Annotated in this window: 14 protein-coding genes; 5 read left to right on the top strand and 9 right to left on the bottom strand. The window is 42.9% G+C overall.

Annotated features, from left to right (window positions below; translation table 11 throughout):
• The first annotated feature begins 48 nt into the window (after window positions 1-48).
• On the top strand, window positions 49-630 hold the full coding sequence (locus ABD036_RS07895; RefSeq protein ID WP_343858401.1) for a thymidine kinase: 582 nt from the start codon (window positions 49-51) through the stop codon (window positions 628-630).
• A 46-nt stretch (window positions 631-676) separates the two neighbouring features.
• Here the strand turns inward: ABD036_RS07895 and prsR are convergent, their stop codons facing one another.
• The 9 genes from prsR to ABD036_RS07850 form a co-directional block, all read right to left on the bottom strand.
• Window positions 677-2,035, bottom strand: a complete 1,359-nt coding sequence (prsR, locus tag ABD036_RS07890) for a PEP-CTERM-box response regulator transcription factor (protein ID WP_343858400.1) — start codon at window positions 2,033-2,035, stop codon at window positions 677-679.
• A 26-nt stretch (window positions 2,036-2,061) separates the two neighbouring features.
• Complete coding sequence (prsK, locus tag ABD036_RS07885; protein WP_343858397.1) at window positions 2,062-4,086, bottom strand: XrtA/PEP-CTERM system histidine kinase PrsK; 2,025 nt, start codon at window positions 4,084-4,086, stop codon at window positions 2,062-2,064.
• A gap of 41 nt (window positions 4,087-4,127) precedes the next feature.
• A complete protein-coding gene (locus tag ABD036_RS07880; RefSeq protein ID WP_343858394.1) occupies window positions 4,128-5,252 on the bottom strand; it encodes a beta-ketoacyl-ACP synthase III in 1,125 nt (374 codons plus the stop codon).
• Window positions 5,253-5,525: 273 nt separating this feature from the next.
• The gene (locus ABD036_RS07875) at window positions 5,526-6,503 is read right to left on the bottom strand and encodes a hypothetical protein (RefSeq protein ID WP_343858392.1); all 978 of its coding nucleotides are present in this window, start codon (window positions 6,501-6,503) and stop codon (window positions 5,526-5,528) included.
• 11 nt (window positions 6,504-6,514) lie between these two features.
• Window positions 6,515-7,204 (bottom strand): hypothetical protein, encoded by a 690-nt coding sequence (locus tag ABD036_RS07870; protein ID WP_343858389.1) that lies wholly within the window; start codon window positions 7,202-7,204, stop codon window positions 6,515-6,517.
• Complete coding sequence (locus ABD036_RS07865; protein WP_343858386.1) at window positions 7,197-7,739, bottom strand: RNA polymerase sigma factor; 543 nt, start codon at window positions 7,737-7,739, stop codon at window positions 7,197-7,199. Before ABD036_RS07865 ends, ABD036_RS07870 begins: the two co-directional genes overlap by 8 nt.
• A 69-nt stretch (window positions 7,740-7,808) precedes the next feature.
• Window positions 7,809-8,720 carry a hydrogen peroxide-inducible genes activator gene (locus ABD036_RS07860; RefSeq protein ID WP_343858695.1) on the bottom strand — a complete coding sequence of 304 codons (912 nt, stop codon included), beginning with the start codon at window positions 8,718-8,720 and terminating at the stop codon, window positions 7,809-7,811.
• 322 nt (window positions 8,721-9,042) lie between these two features.
• Complete coding sequence (locus tag ABD036_RS07855; protein WP_343858383.1) at window positions 9,043-10,311, bottom strand: inorganic phosphate transporter; 1,269 nt, start codon at window positions 10,309-10,311, stop codon at window positions 9,043-9,045.
• Between the two features lie 12 nt (window positions 10,312-10,323).
• Window positions 10,324-11,001, bottom strand: a complete 678-nt coding sequence (locus ABD036_RS07850) for a TIGR00153 family protein (RefSeq protein ID WP_343858381.1) — start codon at window positions 10,999-11,001, stop codon at window positions 10,324-10,326.
• A gap of 543 nt (window positions 11,002-11,544) precedes the next feature.
• On the opposite strand from ABD036_RS07850, the gene ABD036_RS07845 reads away from it, so the two are divergent.
• The 4 genes from ABD036_RS07845 to ABD036_RS07830 all read left to right on the top strand — a co-directional run bounded on the left by ABD036_RS07845 (window position 11,545) and on the right by ABD036_RS07830 (window position 16,406).
• Window positions 11,545-12,048 (top strand): glycine cleavage system transcriptional repressor, encoded by a 504-nt coding sequence (locus ABD036_RS07845; protein ID WP_343858378.1) that lies wholly within the window; start codon window positions 11,545-11,547, stop codon window positions 12,046-12,048.
• An 82-nt stretch (window positions 12,049-12,130) separates the two neighbouring features.
• On the top strand, window positions 12,131-14,194 hold the full coding sequence (ppk1, locus tag ABD036_RS07840) for a polyphosphate kinase 1 (RefSeq protein ID WP_343858376.1): 2,064 nt from the start codon (window positions 12,131-12,133) through the stop codon (window positions 14,192-14,194).
• A 48-nt stretch (window positions 14,195-14,242) separates the two neighbouring features.
• Entirely contained in the window at window positions 14,243-15,772 is a 1,530-nt protein-coding gene (ppx, locus tag ABD036_RS07835; protein ID WP_343858374.1) for an exopolyphosphatase, read from the top strand.
• Between the two features lie 205 nt (window positions 15,773-15,977).
• Window positions 15,978-16,406, top strand: coding sequence for a BLUF domain-containing protein (locus ABD036_RS07830; RefSeq protein WP_343858373.1), 429 nt, complete (start codon window positions 15,978-15,980; stop codon window positions 16,404-16,406).
• Window positions 16,407-16,428 lie beyond the last annotated feature (22 nt).

The following is a 16,428-nucleotide window of genomic DNA, read 5'->3' as shown; positions in this document are numbered from 1 at the left end:
AGCAGAAAATCGGCACAATACAGCGTTTTAATACTAAGAGTCCAAGCAATGGCCCAGTTATACTTCTATTATTCTGCAATGAACGCCGGTAAATCAACGTCTCTTCTTCAATCGGCATACAACTATCAAGAACGCGGAATGCGGGCTGAAATTTTCACAGCGGCGCTGGACGACCGATTTGGTCAAGGTAAAGTTGCTTCTCGCATTGGCCTGCAAGCTAACGCCCATTTGTTCAACGAGCAAAGTGATATGTTTGACGCTATCGATACCCTTGCTAACACTGGCAAAATTGATTGTGTGTTCATTGATGAAGCGCAATTTTTATCAAAACTACAAGTAATGCAACTTACTGACGTGGTTGATAATTTAGATATTCCAGTGTTGGCTTATGGCTTGCGCACTGACTTTCTAGGAGAGACGTTTGAAGGCAGTCACCATTTACTCGCTTGGGCCGACAAAATGATTGAATTAAAAACTGTCTGCTACTGTGGTCGTAAAGCCAGCTTTGTGGTGCGCAGAGATGACACCGGAGCACCTGTGAATCATGGAGCTCAAGTGCAAGTAGGTGGTAACGACAGCTATGAGTCAATGTGTCGTAAACACTTCAAAGAACTAGTTTGGTCTAAGTAACCTGAACTTGAGATAGATATACGCAAAGCAACAGCAAACAGGAGCCTTAGGCTCCTGTTTTTATGTCATCCAGATGATATTTGTCAATCAGTGAATATAAAGTTGGACGCGTTACCCCAAGCAACTCTGCGGTACGTGACATATTCTTTTCTGATTGAAAATAGGCACGGCGAATCGCTCTACTTTCAGCTTGCTCGCGCACTTCGCGCAAATTTAGGCTCTCGCCAGTATCACCATCTTCACGGTACACCAAGCCCAAATCATCAGCTTGGATGGTACTTCCCTCGGCCAGAATAACCGCTGATTTCAATTTGTTTTGTAACTCGCGAATATTACCTTTCCAATGATGCTGTAACATCGCTTTGATAGCACCGTCGCTGAGTCCTTTGACCTTAGTACCAAACTCTTCGTTGTATTGATTCAAAAAGGTTTTGGCTAGCAACACCACGTCATTTTCTCGATCCCTAAGTGGTGGAATTTTAATGATAATTTCACCGACCCGATAAAACAGGTCTTCACGGAAAGTTTGTTCGCTCACCATGTCTTGAAGGTTGCGGTGGGTGGCGCAAATCACGCGGATATCGACTGGAATTTCACTACGTCCACCGACTCGCTCGATCACGCGTTCTTGCAAGAAGCGCAACATTTTAGCTTGCAAACCCAGTGGCATATCGCCTATTTCATCAAGAAACAAAGTACCGCCTTGAGCCGTTTCTATTTTACCTGGCGTGGTTTTATTGGCTCCCGTAAAGGCCCCTTTTTCATAACCAAACAATTCACTTTCAAGCAAGTTTTCAGGGATAGAAGCACAGTTGATAGCAACAAAATTTTTGTCTTTACGCAGACTATGGTCATGGATACTACGGGCAAACACTTCTTTACCCGTTCCACTTTCACCTAACAATAAGGTGCTAATGTCGGTCTGTGCAATCTTTTCCGCTTTGCGACTAACTTGCTGAATTGACTCACTGTTACCGATGATTTTACTCATCGATGATGAGCTTTTTGCTAACTGACGGTTTTCTTGTTCTAACTTGTAGAGGTTGGCAGCTCTGTTGATCAATATTTGGATCGTATCGGAATCGATCGGCTTCTGATAAAAATCATAGGCACCTAGCGCAATGGCTTTTAACGCATTGTCTTTGTCATTATTACCGGTGACCACTATCACTTTGGTCTGAGGCGCTAAACTGAGAATTTCTTCTAACGCAGCAAGTCCCTCGGACGCATTAGCCGGATCAGGCGGTAGACCTAAATCCAAGGTAACGACCGTTGGCTCATATCGTCTTAATTGGTTAATGGCTGATTGTCGATCTTCGGCAAATACAACTTCATATTCGCTTAAACTCCATTTCAACTGCTTTTGAATGCCTAAATCGTCATCAACTACTAATATTCTATCCACGGCTATCGGTTCCTGTTAGTTTATTATTATTGTGCAGGAAAGCTCAGTGTAAACACTGAGCCCTTATTTTGCTCACTTTCAACCTTTATACTACCACCAATTTTTTCAACGAAGCTTTTCGCATCATATGCCCCGATGCCCATTCCAGCGTTGCCTTTGGTTGTATCAAAGGGTTTAAATAATCTTGTGTCTATAAACTCTTGGCTCATGCCCTCACCTGTGTCGGCGATGGTTACAATGACAAAAGCGTGATCGACACTCAGATCAACAGTGATAGTAACCGTGCCGGTGTCAGAGGTAGCTTGCTGTGCATTACTAATTAAGTGATACATTACATTACAGAATTTTTCCTCATCGATCACCAGTTGTTTTTCATCAATCACGATTAATCTGGGTACCGGTAAATTTCCTGCACACTTTTTAACAATGACATTATTTAAGCTGCGAGACACATTGACAATTTTCTCACTGCTTTGCTGCACTTCCTTTTTATCGGTTAATTGGCGAAGCATTTTATCCATGCGTGCTTTGGTGTGTTTCAGGGTCTCGAAGGTGTCTTCAATGAATTCAGGGTTATTTTTGTGCTGTTCTGCATTGGCTAAAATCAGATCAATTTGCGCCAATACATTTTTCAAATCGTGTAACACAAAAGCAGACATGCGATTAAAAGCCGCAAACTGAGCATTCTCAGCCACTTCTTTGCCCGCTTCATTGTGAAACAAATAGCTGGAAACCTGCGCCCGCACTGCGGATAAATAATCTCGCAGCTCCCAATTGAGTTTTCGCGTTGATTCATGACCATTTAACACCGCCATGCCCCATAACTGTTCCGATTTATAAATAGGCATAACCAGTTGAAATGAACATTCATTCAATAACGCGTGATTAACTTTTAGCCCCTCATACACGAAAGGTTTATAGCGCAATTCCTCAATATCAATGATCCAGTCTTTTTGTTCACAATAGCTGGCTAGCTCGTGCAATATCTGCCATTCCCTTGGGGTTAGCTCATCGTGATCATTTTGTGCTTTTATAACTAGGTGTTGCCCTTCTTTTTTAAGCAATAGGCCATCATCGTATTCAATTGCCTGTATAAGCCCGTTAAGCGCATTGTGATATACCTCCGAGATATTCGACTCGTTTAAAGGTAAGGCTTCCGTTAGCTTTAGCCACTCAATCCGATAATCGAACTGATTGGCAAAAAAGTGTTTGGTAATAAATACGCGTATTTTTACCCGCAAACTATTGGATAAAAACAACGTCATTAGCAGCACAGTGGACAGGACAATTAACAGGATTTGTATCGTCGCTCCCCATTCGCCACCGATGTATTTTACAAAATAACCGGCCATTGCCATGACAAATAAGTAAGCACCGGCAACCATCAATAACGAACTGTGCAGAACAATTTCGCGAGAGATGAATATATCGACTCCCCAATGTTTGATGCGTCTGATGGCCAGTACCAACAGAGGCAACAAAGCCGTGTAGATATAACCTCTAGCAGCGATGTAATTGACCTCGAGATTCCCCACCATAGTGGCATTGGCGAAGGTCACAAATTCAAACAGATTAGTCGCCCCTAAATATAGCACCAGCGGCTTGTACGCCCAGCGACTTTCACCGGCTTGGCGATAGATGAGTTCTAGAATGACCAAGGCTTGCAACGCAATAATGGTATGCGCCATAAACCGCCAGGTTAATGCGATGGGTAAAAACAGCGGAGCAACAACTGCAATAATGGGGATCGCTAACATGACCATTGAAAAGGGTTTGGCGAGAACCTCATTAAGACTGCGAAAATCAGTATTGATGCAAGACAACAGAAAAATTAACCAGATGCTTTGCTTGATGGTATCAAACAAAAATAGCTGCTGAATATTCACTGCGCCAAACAGCGAGTTGATATGAAATAGCGACCAGCAGGCTGTACCGGCAGTCGCTAAGATCAGTAGGTATTTAGCCAGTCCTGCTTTGCGTACGGTGAACAGTAACAGTAATAATAAGCTGTAGCTGGCCGTACTTAGCACAAATCCTATGTCTGCAATCATGATAGAGCAAGTACCCTTTTATTAAATGTAGGATTTATTGACTAACGTTTTTTCACAACCATGCTGCCGATGGAATAACCGGCTCCAAAGGAACAAATCAATCCGTAATCGCCCGCAGCTAAGTCTTGATGATGCAGATGAAATGCAATGATAGAACCAGCAGACGCCGTGTTAGCGTATCGATCTAGCACGATCGGCGCTTCACCCGGCTTTGCCTCTCTGCCAAGTAATTTTTTAGTGATCAGCGTATTCATATTGATATTGGCCTGATGCAACCACCAGCGTGTCACGTCTTGCGGGGTTAGCTCATGGCGCTGCAAGTGAGCCGCAATGTGGGCGGCCGCCATCGGACACACTTCTTTGAATACTTTACGGCCTTCTTGATGAAATAATTTATCCGCACCATAAGGTGAGGTATCGAAAGCACGACTCATATAGCCAAAATTAGAACGAATATTATTGGAATAATCCGTTACTGCTTTGGTACTGAGAATGTCAAATTGGTGTGCGCCAGTAGCGGTGCTTTGATGTTCAATTACCATCGCAGTTGCCACATCGCCAAAGATAAAGTGGCTGTCTCTGTCGGTATAGTTTATTTGTGGTGATACTAGCTCAGGATTAATCACCAACACACATTTTGCGGTTTCAGCGGCGATCATTTCATAGGCACGGTGTACGCCAAATGTTGCTGCTGAGCAGGCGACCAACATATCAAAACCAAAGCCTTTGATGCCTAAAGCACCTTGAACTTCAATCGCGATGGCTGGATAGGAGCGCTGTGTGTACGCACAAGACACAATCACAGCGTCAATATCTGAGGCTTTTTTGTTTGCTGCCTTTAGTGCTTTTTTGGCTGCATGCAGCGCAATTTCAGCTTGATGAGAAAGCTCGTCATCACTGCGTTCTGGGATCTTAGGGCGCATTCGATTTACGTCTAACACGCCCTCTTTAACATAAACATGTCGACTCTTAATGCCCGAAGCCTTTTCAACAAACTCGGCACTTGAGTATGGCTTTGCCACGATTTCTCCAGCTTCAATCGCCTTGCTATTTTCTTGATTAAACTTACTAGCGTACTGATTGTAGCTTTCCACTAATTCGGCATTGGAAATACTATGTTCAGGCGTCCACAGCCCAGAACCACTTATCACGACGTTTTTTGTCATTTAAAAATCCAGTCATATATTGTTTGCACTCCGTCCTCTAAACCCAAGTCATTGAAAGATTGGTAGTCAGGAGACTTTATAACAACAAGCTTAGCGTTTTGTGTCTCAAAAGTCATGAAACAATGAATAGTATGAGGATGCAAAAGTGATTAAAACGGTGATTTAAATGCAGATTACGGTAGAACTGTGAAATTTATAAAAGTGTTGGCAATAATTATCCAAGGTTCTGGACACAAAACGCCTCAACACTGGCAAGTGCTGAGGCGGTGCTTATTAAAAGCTATAATTTACCGACTTTTCTAACAGTTGTTTTGCGCTGAACTTGCCTTTGACACAAGACTGAATGTCTTTGTTTTGAAATACATATATCTTGTCTTGCTTATTCGACCTATCAGTCTGTGCGAAATTTGCCAGTATAAAGCTGACATGTTCGTCACTGTCCAAAGCAGCCAACCCATTACCATACTTACATAGTGTGTTGGATACGTTGGTCTCAAACTGACTGATAAACGCGCTGTGTTGCTGTTGCTGGATCTGGCGTTTTTTGGCCGCCTTTTGTTTTTGTTGTTGCTCTAATTTCTGCGCCGTCTTTTCAACTTCCGCTTGTTGTGATTTCAGTTTGGCGATGTCTTTTTCAAGCTGTTTTTGCTGATTCTTCAATTCAGTTGCGCGCTCTTTATCAGCGGTGCGCAGCTCAAATTCAAGATCCCTTAACTGCCGCTGAGCATCGCGTAATTGGAAAGCAAAGTCGCGGTCTCTGTGACGCAAGTCGCGTAGCCTTTCTCTTGCTTCTTCCATTGCTTCGTGCGCCTGCTCAACGGCATCTTCGACAGTGTCTTGCCAGTCTTCATCAGAAAACTCAAAGATAAACTCTTGCTCCTCGCCAGCGATAGCTGGTATCGGTGGTATCGGTGGCACCCGAAATTCATGCATATCGCTAAACTCGAAAAACACCTGACGACCACCTGAAGACGTATCAACATCAAATACCACGCCCTGACCAGCCAAATAGGTCACCTCTAAGCGACGTACTTTATACGCATTCTGATCACTGCCTTGAGATAATGCGGTGCGCATAATGTTGGTCATTATCTCCAACTCGCTGCTTAGCGCTTGAACGTCAGTTTTAGCGTGTGTTGGAGTCGTCGATAACCCTAAAAAAACAGTGGCTATTGCGCTAAATAGCAAACCTTTACTCGGTATTGACTTGCGTGATGTTTTAAATCTTTGCATATTAGTGACATAGTTCATTTTAAGATCCCCTACTTATTCATATTCAAATCGGTGGGTCGAGATTGACCCGACCAACCAGCCGTAGCCGGCGTGTCGTATAATTCTTGTTGTAATTGATTGAGCTGTCTTGCAAAGAACAGCTGATCGTCGTTGCGTTGCTCATTGATAAATTTAATTAATTCGCCAAAGTCTTCTTTACGCTCTTGTCTGCTAGACGCCAATAAATAGTTAGTAAGCTGAGTACTGGTGGCCAATTGTTGCTCTTGCAATGATTTAGCGTAGGAATTCATTACCAGCTGTTGCTGTTGACTAAATTCCGCCAGTTTCTGCTCAACCACTTGATCAATATTGGGTTGCGAACGGTTAAAACTAAAGGTCATGGCGTCATCTTCAAAGCGCACTTCAAAACCACTGACCACTAACACAATCGCTAAAACTGACAGGGCCGTTGAAAATACCGGCAGCCCTTGCCAATGCCACCATTTACGTTCAGGTTGAAAATGATAAGTTGCCTGTTTATTCCAGTTTGGTGGTGTCTGAGGTTGATAATCTTGAGCCTGTAAACCAATCTGATTTGCTACCTGTACTTGAGCGGCGAAGTCCGCATCTTGAGCACACAAGGATTCAAACTGCTGTCGTTGTTCCTCGCTAAGACTGTTTTCCATCCACGCTGCCAATAAGGTAGCATGCGCTTCATTACGTGATGTGGGATTAGACATATTCCACCTCCAAAAGGTTTTTTAACTTGGCCAACGCGCTGTATAACTGAGACTTGGCGGTATTTGAAGAAATCCCCAACTGCTCGGCTATTTCGTCGAATGTAAACTGACCAAAAAATTTTAATTCAACCACTGCTTTTTGCGATAAAGGGAGTTGCTGCATGGCACTGACCAAAAGAGACGCGTCTTGTGACGCCACTAAAACAGACTCCTGTCCAAGCCCGGGCGAAACTAATTCGGGCGCATCATCTAAGGCTTGGTTAGGTCGCTTTCGCCGATAAAATTCAATACAGCGAAAATGCGCTATTTTAAATAACCAGCTTTTAAAACTGCCATCACCACGGTAATTACTTAAATTGCGAAACACTGAGATAAACACTTCTTGCATAAGATCTAGCGCATCTTCGCGAGTGCCAGTCATGCGAATGCCGTAGTTATACACTTGCATTTCATAGCGTTTAATCAAATTTAACCATGCTCGCTTGTTACCGTTTAACGCTTTGGCAATTAGTTGCTCATCGCTTTTTTCAAACACGTTTTAGCTTTCCAATTGTTAGCTTGTTAATAATGTCGAGAAGGAGCTGAAAATAGTTCTAAATTTTTATTATTTTTTTATTGTCGGGATCGGCATCAACGGAGAAAACAGCTCCGCCAGCTTTCTAAACAACCTGACTCGGGTAGTCCCAGAGCGCCAAACCAAGCCGATTTCACGAAAGGCGTTATCTTCTGCAGGCATAGAAACAAGTTGCGATGTGCTCAGAATATGATTCTCTATTGCTAGCTCCGGCATAAAGGTAAAACCCAATTTGCTATTGGCTAGTTGCACCAAAGTGTAAAGACTAGAAGCGGCCAGCGAGCTAACTTGTTCAGAATGTTGCAATCCACACGCACTGACGGCATGCCCCGTCATACAATGCTCTTTTTGCAGTAGAAATATACTGTGTTTGGGCATCGCTGAAACATCCATTGGCTGCGGTAAGGTATCAACTAGCTCACTGTGCGCAATCAAATGAAAAGGATCATGACCAATAACCAATTGCTTACAACCCGGTGTTTCCATCGGCAGCGCAAGAATCAGCAGATCAAGCTCACCTTCGGTTAGTTGGTGAAGTAAATTTTCGGTGGTATCTTCTTGAAGTTGTAACTGTAATTCAGGGAAATTGCTGTTAACTGTGGTTATTACCCCTTCGAAAATAAAGGGGGCGATGGTTGGGATAACCCCCAACTTCAATTTACCCGCTTGCCAATTTCCGGAGGTCTGAGCAAAATCCACCAGCTCATTCACATCGTTCAATAATGTCTTACTTCGCGCTACCAACTCCAAACCAAATGGCGTAAAGACAAAGGTTTTGTGATCCCGCTCTAGCAATTGACAGCCAAATTGCTCTTCGAGGTTTTGAATCGCTGTGCTCAAGGTAGACTGACTAACATGGCATTGCTGTGCTGCTTTATTGAAGTGCTGTACTTGATGCAAAGTTACTAAGTAATGTAAGTGTTTAAGGTTTGGCCATTTCATCATTATGCTTCTAGTAAATAGATTGTAATTGCCAGTTTAAATCAGTTTTTCAAAATATGATATCTGCTGCTAAGGGTCTTTGCGCATTGCACCAAGAAGCCTATACGACTGTAATTGCAACTAAGAGGAGCCCAGCAAGGCCAATGTCTAAAGTTCGCGTTAGATGAGGCTATAAGTGACGATTTAAAACAATCAGATGCTGTGGGGAATTGGCTACTAACATTTCGCCACTTTAGTGTACTAAAAAAAAGAGCCTCCAAAAGGAGGCTCAGTTAATTCGATTACGCACAGGTTGCGACTTATCGCGTTACCTTTACGCGGTCTAGACTACAAAAACGGCTTTGAGAATGTAGAAGAACACTATCGACAGTGCTGCACCGGCGGGTAGTGTAATGATCCATGAGACCACAATGTTTCTAACCACTCCCAAATTCAGTGCCGCAATACCTCTTGCCATTCCCACACCTAACACAGCACCGACTAAGGTTTGTGTTGTTGAGATTGGCAAGCCTGAACCTGATGCAATAACAACAGTCGAAGCAGCAGCCAATTCAGCGGCAAAACCACGACTTGGAGTAAGGTGCGTTATGCCCTTACCGATAGTGCGAATAACACGGTGGCCAAAAAGCGCCAAACCCGAAACAATACCGAAAGCGCCCAATGGCAATATCCACCAAACCAATGGCGTTTTGGCGACGATCTCGCCGCCGTTATTGACCACAGACACAACCGCAGCTAGTGGACCAATCGCGTTTGCAACATCGTTAGAACCATGAGCAAAGGCCATACAACACGCGGTCACTACCATTAATATGGCGAAGATTTTTTCCACATTGGTGTAATGCATAGAACGGTCTAAGGACTCATCAAACTTAATGCGGTTGATGTAAAGTCGACCTAAAATCCCCACGCCCACTGCAACACCAATAGAAATTAAATAACCATCCATAGTGCCTATTTCTAAACCGACGTGTTTCAGGCCTTTCTTAATGGTCACCAGTACCATTACAAAACCCGCAAGTGCCATGTAAAAGGGCACATAACGCTTAGCGCTTTTAAAAGGTTTATCGGTATCAAAAATAAGCTTTTGTGCGCTCATAAAAATCAAATAGGCAATCGTACCTGAGATCGCGGGTGTAATTACCCAACTTCCAACGATACCCCCTACTTTAGCCCACTCAACAGAATCAGCACTGACTCCTACTGCAGCAAAGCCGACAATCGCACCTATAATTGAGTGCGTGGTAGAGACTGGCCAGCCCAGATAGGATGCGACCGCAAGCCAAATACCAGCTGATAGCAAGGCCGCTATCATGCCAAAGACTAAGAGCTCAGGCGTGTCAATAAAGTATGCTGAGTCGATAATACCTTTGCGGATGGTTGCTGTGACTTCGCCACCGGCTAAGTAAGCACCGGCGAATTCAAAGATCATGGCGATAAAGATCGCTTGTTTAATGGTTAACGCTTTGGAACCTACTGAGGTACCCATGGCATTAGCGACATCATTTGCCCCTACGCCCCAAGCCATTAAAAAGCCAACCGCCGCTGCTACAACGATCAGAACGAGCCCGTAAGTATTGATAATATCCATAGAGATTCGCCCTTAACCCGGTAACATCATTTCAAGTCTAGAACCAACGCGCTCAGCGACGTCAGCCAATTCTCCAACCCACTCGATCGTTTTGTATAAAAACATCACGTCTACTGGGTTGAGCTGTGCTTCAATATTCATTAGTCCTTTACGCAAATGAATTTGCAGGCTATCCGTGTCGTCCTCGATAGCGTCTAGCTTTTCGATCATTTTTTCCACTAGATTGACTTCTCGGCCTCTAAATCCAGCTTCGAGCAACTCGTCCAATTCATTAATTGCAGTTTTGGCCTGATTACTCGCTTCTAAACAACGCGCGAGATATTCTTTAAACGATTGATGCAATGGTTCAGGAACTTGTAATTCTCTGCCAATGGTTCGACCGGCAATGTCTTTTGCTTTGTTGGCCAATTTATCTTGCTCGGTCAATAACGACAAAATGTCTTGTCGATTGATCGGCATAAACAAACCTGACGGCAAGTTAGTACGAAGATCACGTTTAATGTCATCAGCTTGTTTTTCAAGCTTAGAAATTTCTTTTCGGATTTCTTCCGCGCCTGCCCAATCTAGTTGGTAGACACGTTCAAAAAACGGCGTGAGTAACTGAGCGCACTCATTAACCAAGTTGATATGGTCTTCGAGTGGCTTAAGTGGTGACTTGGCAAATACGCCAAGAAATGAGTTAGAAGGCATAATTTTTCACTTCATAAGTTTAGTTGAGCCAATAAAAACTGAAATTATGATACTGGAAAGGCATAGCAGTTTATATGAATTTTTTGTGACAGTGTTTGGGTAAACAAACCAGCTAGCTTTTATCGCTAGAATCGCCTCTAGACATCTCATTTAAATTACTTTTAAAACAGAACCTTAAGTATATTAACTAGGTTTTATTCGAACGCTATAAAGGCGCTTTCGGGTGACACTTTCCCCACGTTCGCCAACACGTACAAAGCGCAGTGAGACTCAAAATAGGTTGAATCAGATTGCAAAATCATCAGTATTTCGTTGCATTTTAGTCACTGTGAAAGAGAGTCGTTCTCGGTTTTACCCAACGATAATTTCGTTATACAAGTGGGAGGAATGGGTAACTTCCCTACCCATTTGAATAAAACCACACAGAATAAGTGACAAGCGAATAAAAATTAATAAAAGTGGTTAAAAACAATCGATTAGTTGATCCACAAGTGGTGCAATACGCTATGCTAGAAGTATCAATCGTAAAACAGGATTATGTGAATGAAAGCAATGATCTTAACCTTGATAGGAAAAGACAAACCCGGACTTGTAGAATCGTTAGCACAAAAGGTTTACACCCTTAACGGTAATTGGTTAGCGAGCAACCTATCCTATATGGCGGGCCACTTTGCTGGCTTTGCACAAGTTGAAGTGCCACCGGAAAACCAACAAGAGTTAATTAATTTCTTACAACAACACCCTCATCTTACTATTCACTCAGTCAGTGTCGAAGAAATGGATAAAGATGATTTCGAGGTTGCTGAGATAGATATCATGGGTAACGATAAAACCGGAATAGTGCAAGAATTAACCACAACGCTGAATCGGTTTAATCTCAATATTATGAAATTCGAGTCCAGCTGTGAAAGCGCGCCAAATTGGGGAAGTTTGCTGTTTAAAGCTCACGCAGTTATAGCTATTCCTGCGGAATTTGATTTAGATGTTTTATCCGACGCGTTAGAAGATATCGCTAATGATTTGGTTGTCGATATTGAACTGCGCTGAGTCATTCGCAACCAGAATTAACTGACCATTTTCAACTCGAACCATCGGGCCAATGAACGTAATTTAAAAGGGTTCGTAATCCATGCAGCAAGACCAACTTTATTATCCTAAAGAACTCAGTTGGCTGTCGTTTAACCAACGTGTTTTACAAGAAGCGGCAGACAAGAATAACCCCATTGTAGAACGCATTCGTTTCTTGGGTATCTACTCTAGTAACATGGATGAGTTTTATCGGGTCCGAGTAGCTGAAGTTAAGCGCCAAATATACATCTTTTTAGATGAAGGAAATGAAGAAGCCGCCCAGAAAACCAAAGAGTTAATGGAGCAAATTCAGCAAAAAGTTATCGTCATGACCGAATCGTTTGAAAAGATTTATGACGAAATTGTCAAAGGCTTAACACGCTACAATATTTATTTAATTGACAAAAACGCGCTCACGGACTTTCAGCGAACGTGGTTAATCGATTATTTTCGCAATAAAATTCTTCGCCACATTGCGCCTATCCTGATCCATAAAAAGGTCGATTTGGTCCACCGACTTAATGACTTCGGTACTTATCTGTATGTGGCTATCCATAAAAAAGATCGGGCCACTAAATATGCCACCATTGAATTGCCGACTGAGGCTATGTCGCGATTTATTCTTATCCCGCCAGAAAAATCGCGCAAGAAAAAGCACATTATTCTCATCGATGATGTCATTCAGCTATGTTTAGACATCATTTTTAAAGGGTTCGTTGAATTTGATGAGCTCGAAGCCTACTCATTTAAAGTAACCCGAGATTCAGAATATTCAATCAATGACGAAATTGATGAAAGTTTCGTGGAGAAGATGTCGGAAAGCATGAAGCAAAGGCTTATCGCAGAGCCTGTGCGGGTAATTTATGATGCAGATATGCCAATGGACATGATTAAAAACCTGCGTAAACGTTTGAAAATTTCGTCCTTCGACAGTTTGCTGGCTGGCGGGGCTTATCGTAACTTCAAAGACTTTATTGGCTTTCCCAATGTCGGCAGAGCTTATCTGGAAAATACTCCCTTACCCGCTATTAGCTCCCGTGTATTTACTGAATTTGATACCGTATTCGATGCCATCAGCCACAAAGATATTTTATTGTACTACCCGTATCATCGGTTTTTGCATTTTACCGAATTTGTCCGTCAAGCTGCGTTTGATCCTAGTGTTAAGCATATCCGCTTAAACATCTATCGCGTCGCAAATAAGTCAAGGATCGTCAGCTCACTGATTGATGCCGTGGATAATGGCAAAACAGTAACCGTGGTGGTTGAATTGCGCGCGCGCTTTGATGAGGAAGCCAATATCGAGTGGTCTAAAACCATGACCGATGCGGGTATTCGTGTGGTGCTGGGTTCTCCTTCGTTTAAAATACACAGTAAATTGTGCGTGGTCAGTCGAGAAGAAAAAGGGGAATTGGTGCACTATTCCCACTTTGGAACCGGCAACTTCAACGAAAAGACCGCTAAAATTTACACTGACTTTAGTCTGTTTACTCGCAACGAGGAGTTAGCACAAGAGGCCATTTGGGTCTTCGATCTGATCCAATTGCCTTATCGCCGGAATAAGTTTCAGCATCTTCAGGTATCACCGTTAAATGCCCGTACTAAGATCCAGATTTTAGTACGTCAGGAAATTCAAAATGCGATTCAAGGATTGCCTTCGGGTATAACGCTTAAGTTAAATAACCTCGTTGACGCTGAACTTATTGATGATTTGTATAGGGCTAGTCAGGCTGGCGTTAAAGTGCAGGCGATTGTGCGCGGCATGTGTTCTTTGATCCCGAATGTCAAAGGTATGAGTGAAAATATATTCATTACCAGCATAGTCGATCGATTTTTAGAGCATCCTCGGGTAATGATTTTCCAAAATGCGGGCAATCCCAAGGTGATCATCTCCTCAGCCGATTGGATGGCTAGAAATATGGATAACCGCATTGAAGTGGGTTGTCCCGTTTACGATGAAGATTTAAAACAGCGCATTATTCAGATTGTAGGCATTCAGCTTAAGGACACCCTAAAGGCTAGAGTCATTGATGCGGATCAGACCAACCGCTATGTTCGTCGCGGAAATCGTAAAAAATTGCGCTCTCAAGTGGAAATTTATCACTTCCTTAAAGGGCTGGAATAGGGCATGGTTTGATGTCTGTTTTATCGTTAATTCGCAGAGCAATTGTCCATGCCAGAGATCAGTGACGCTTTTGACAACGTAGAATCACGTCCTTCAACGCAAGTGGCGGCACTCGATATTGGTTCTAACAGTTTCCATTTAGTGGTCGCTCGAATTGTTGCCGGTAACGTGCAAATTCTGCATAGGGTAAAACAAAAGGTACGCCTGGCCGATGGCTTAGACAGTCAATTTCGATTAGACGACGCGGCAATGCAACGGGGGCTAGAAACCTTAGCAGTCATTGCCGAGAGTTTAAAAGGATTTGCCCCTGACTCGGTGCGTATAGTTGCCACTTACACTTTGCGAAAAGCAAAAAACGCCAAAGAATTCATCAGAGCTGCAAAGAAAATACTGCCCTACCCAATTGAAGTCATATCAGGCATTGAAGAGGCGCGACTAATCTATTCAGGCGTTGCTCACACAATACAGGATTCGGGCAAACGGTTAGTGATAGATATTGGCGGCGGCTCAACAGAATTCATCATTGGTGAGGGTTTTGAGACTAAACTACTGCGCAGTCTACAAATGGGTTGTGTAAGCTACAGTAAACGTTTCTTCGATAACGGCGAGATGACAAACCAAGCTTTTAAGCGTGCGATAATGGCCGCGCAGCAAGAGCTGGAGCTAATCGACGTCAAGTATCTCAAACAAGGCTGGCAACATTGCATAGGTACTTCAGGCACTATCAAGGCCATAGTGTTAGTCGTGCAATCACTGAATTCAGAAAACTCAGAAGGCTTTGTTAATTTAGACCATTTAAAAACCTTAAAGCAACGTTGCATAGACGCCAAGCACATAGACGCGCTTGCCTTTCCAACGCTAACCCAAGACCGTGTTCCGGTATTCGCAGCAGGCTTGTCGATATTGATTGCGGCATTTAAAAGCTTAAAAATATCAGCAATGGAGTATTCTCCAGCAGCACTGCGTGAAGGTGTCATGTATGAAATGGAAGAACAGCTTGCCCATCATGATATTCGTGAACGCACGGCACAAAGCCTAGCAACTCGCTACGACGTCGATTTAGAGCACGCAAAACGCGTTCACAACACGGCACTGTATATCTATGACCAATGCCGTAAACAATGGAAAATTAGCGGTCAAGCGAGTCGTAACATGTTGGGATGGGCAGCGATGCTGCACGAAATAGGTCTGCAGATCAATTCCCGAGGTGTGCAACGCCATTCTGCCTATATTTTACAAAACGTCGATTTGTATGGCTTTAATCAAGAACAACAGGCGTTATTAGCGATATTGGCGCGGTTTCACCGAAAAAAAGTACGACTTGAAGAACTCCCCGAGCTCTGGCAATTCGATCCTGACTCAGTGATCAAGCTACTCATCATTCTTAGACTAAGTGTGATACTCAACATTAAGCGTCAAGATGATATTTTGCCCGAGTTTGCTGTTAGGGTGAAAGATCAGAGCATCGACATCCAGTTCCCTAAAGAGTGGTTGGAGCATAAGCCAATATTCACTGCTGATTTGGCGCGAGAGTCCACTTACTTATCAACATTAGGTTATCAGTTGACGGTTAACTAAAGATATGACGCGTTTAAAAAGTCGCTTTTCTTAATCGCGGCTAATTTGCTACCTATTGTTATTGGATAAATATTTTTGCAGCTAAGATGCAGACATACAATTTTGTAATAAATTTAGGTGTTGAATAAATGTGAATGCAATTAACTCACACGATTTTGAGTTAATTAGCTAAACTATAAAGAATTATTCCTAGGAGGAATGGCTCATGTCTCTTGCCAGACTAATTTACTTAAGTGATTCGAATGAAGTTATAACGTGGAAATTGGTCAAGGATATATTGTCTGTCGCGCAAGAAAACAATAAGTTGCAGAATATTACTGGCATTCTATTGAGCCAAGGCCTGCACTTTTTGCAAGTGCTAGAAGGCGAGGAACTTGATATTCAAGAGCTTTACACACATATCAAAAATGATAGGCGCCATGGCAACCTGCAATTATTGAGCTGTGAGAGTATCGACCAAAGGCAGTTTGGGGAATGGAGCATGAAAGGTGTCGAATTTATTGATTTTGATAAAGATAAGCAAAAGAAAATTCTCGACAAATATTGTCAAGGGGGAGAAGATTTTTACTTACCAGAAGATCCACAGCAATGTATACAATTGATTAATGATTTTGGTTTAACACGTTCAACTTAGCTTTTTACAAGCGGCAGCGAGT

Origin of the sequence: Aliiglaciecola litoralis, from assembly GCF_039523355.1 — a bacterium.
Classification (GTDB): Bacteria; Pseudomonadota; Gammaproteobacteria; order Enterobacterales; family Alteromonadaceae; genus Aliiglaciecola; species Aliiglaciecola litoralis.
This window is presented reverse-complemented; position numbering and strand designations above follow the sequence as displayed.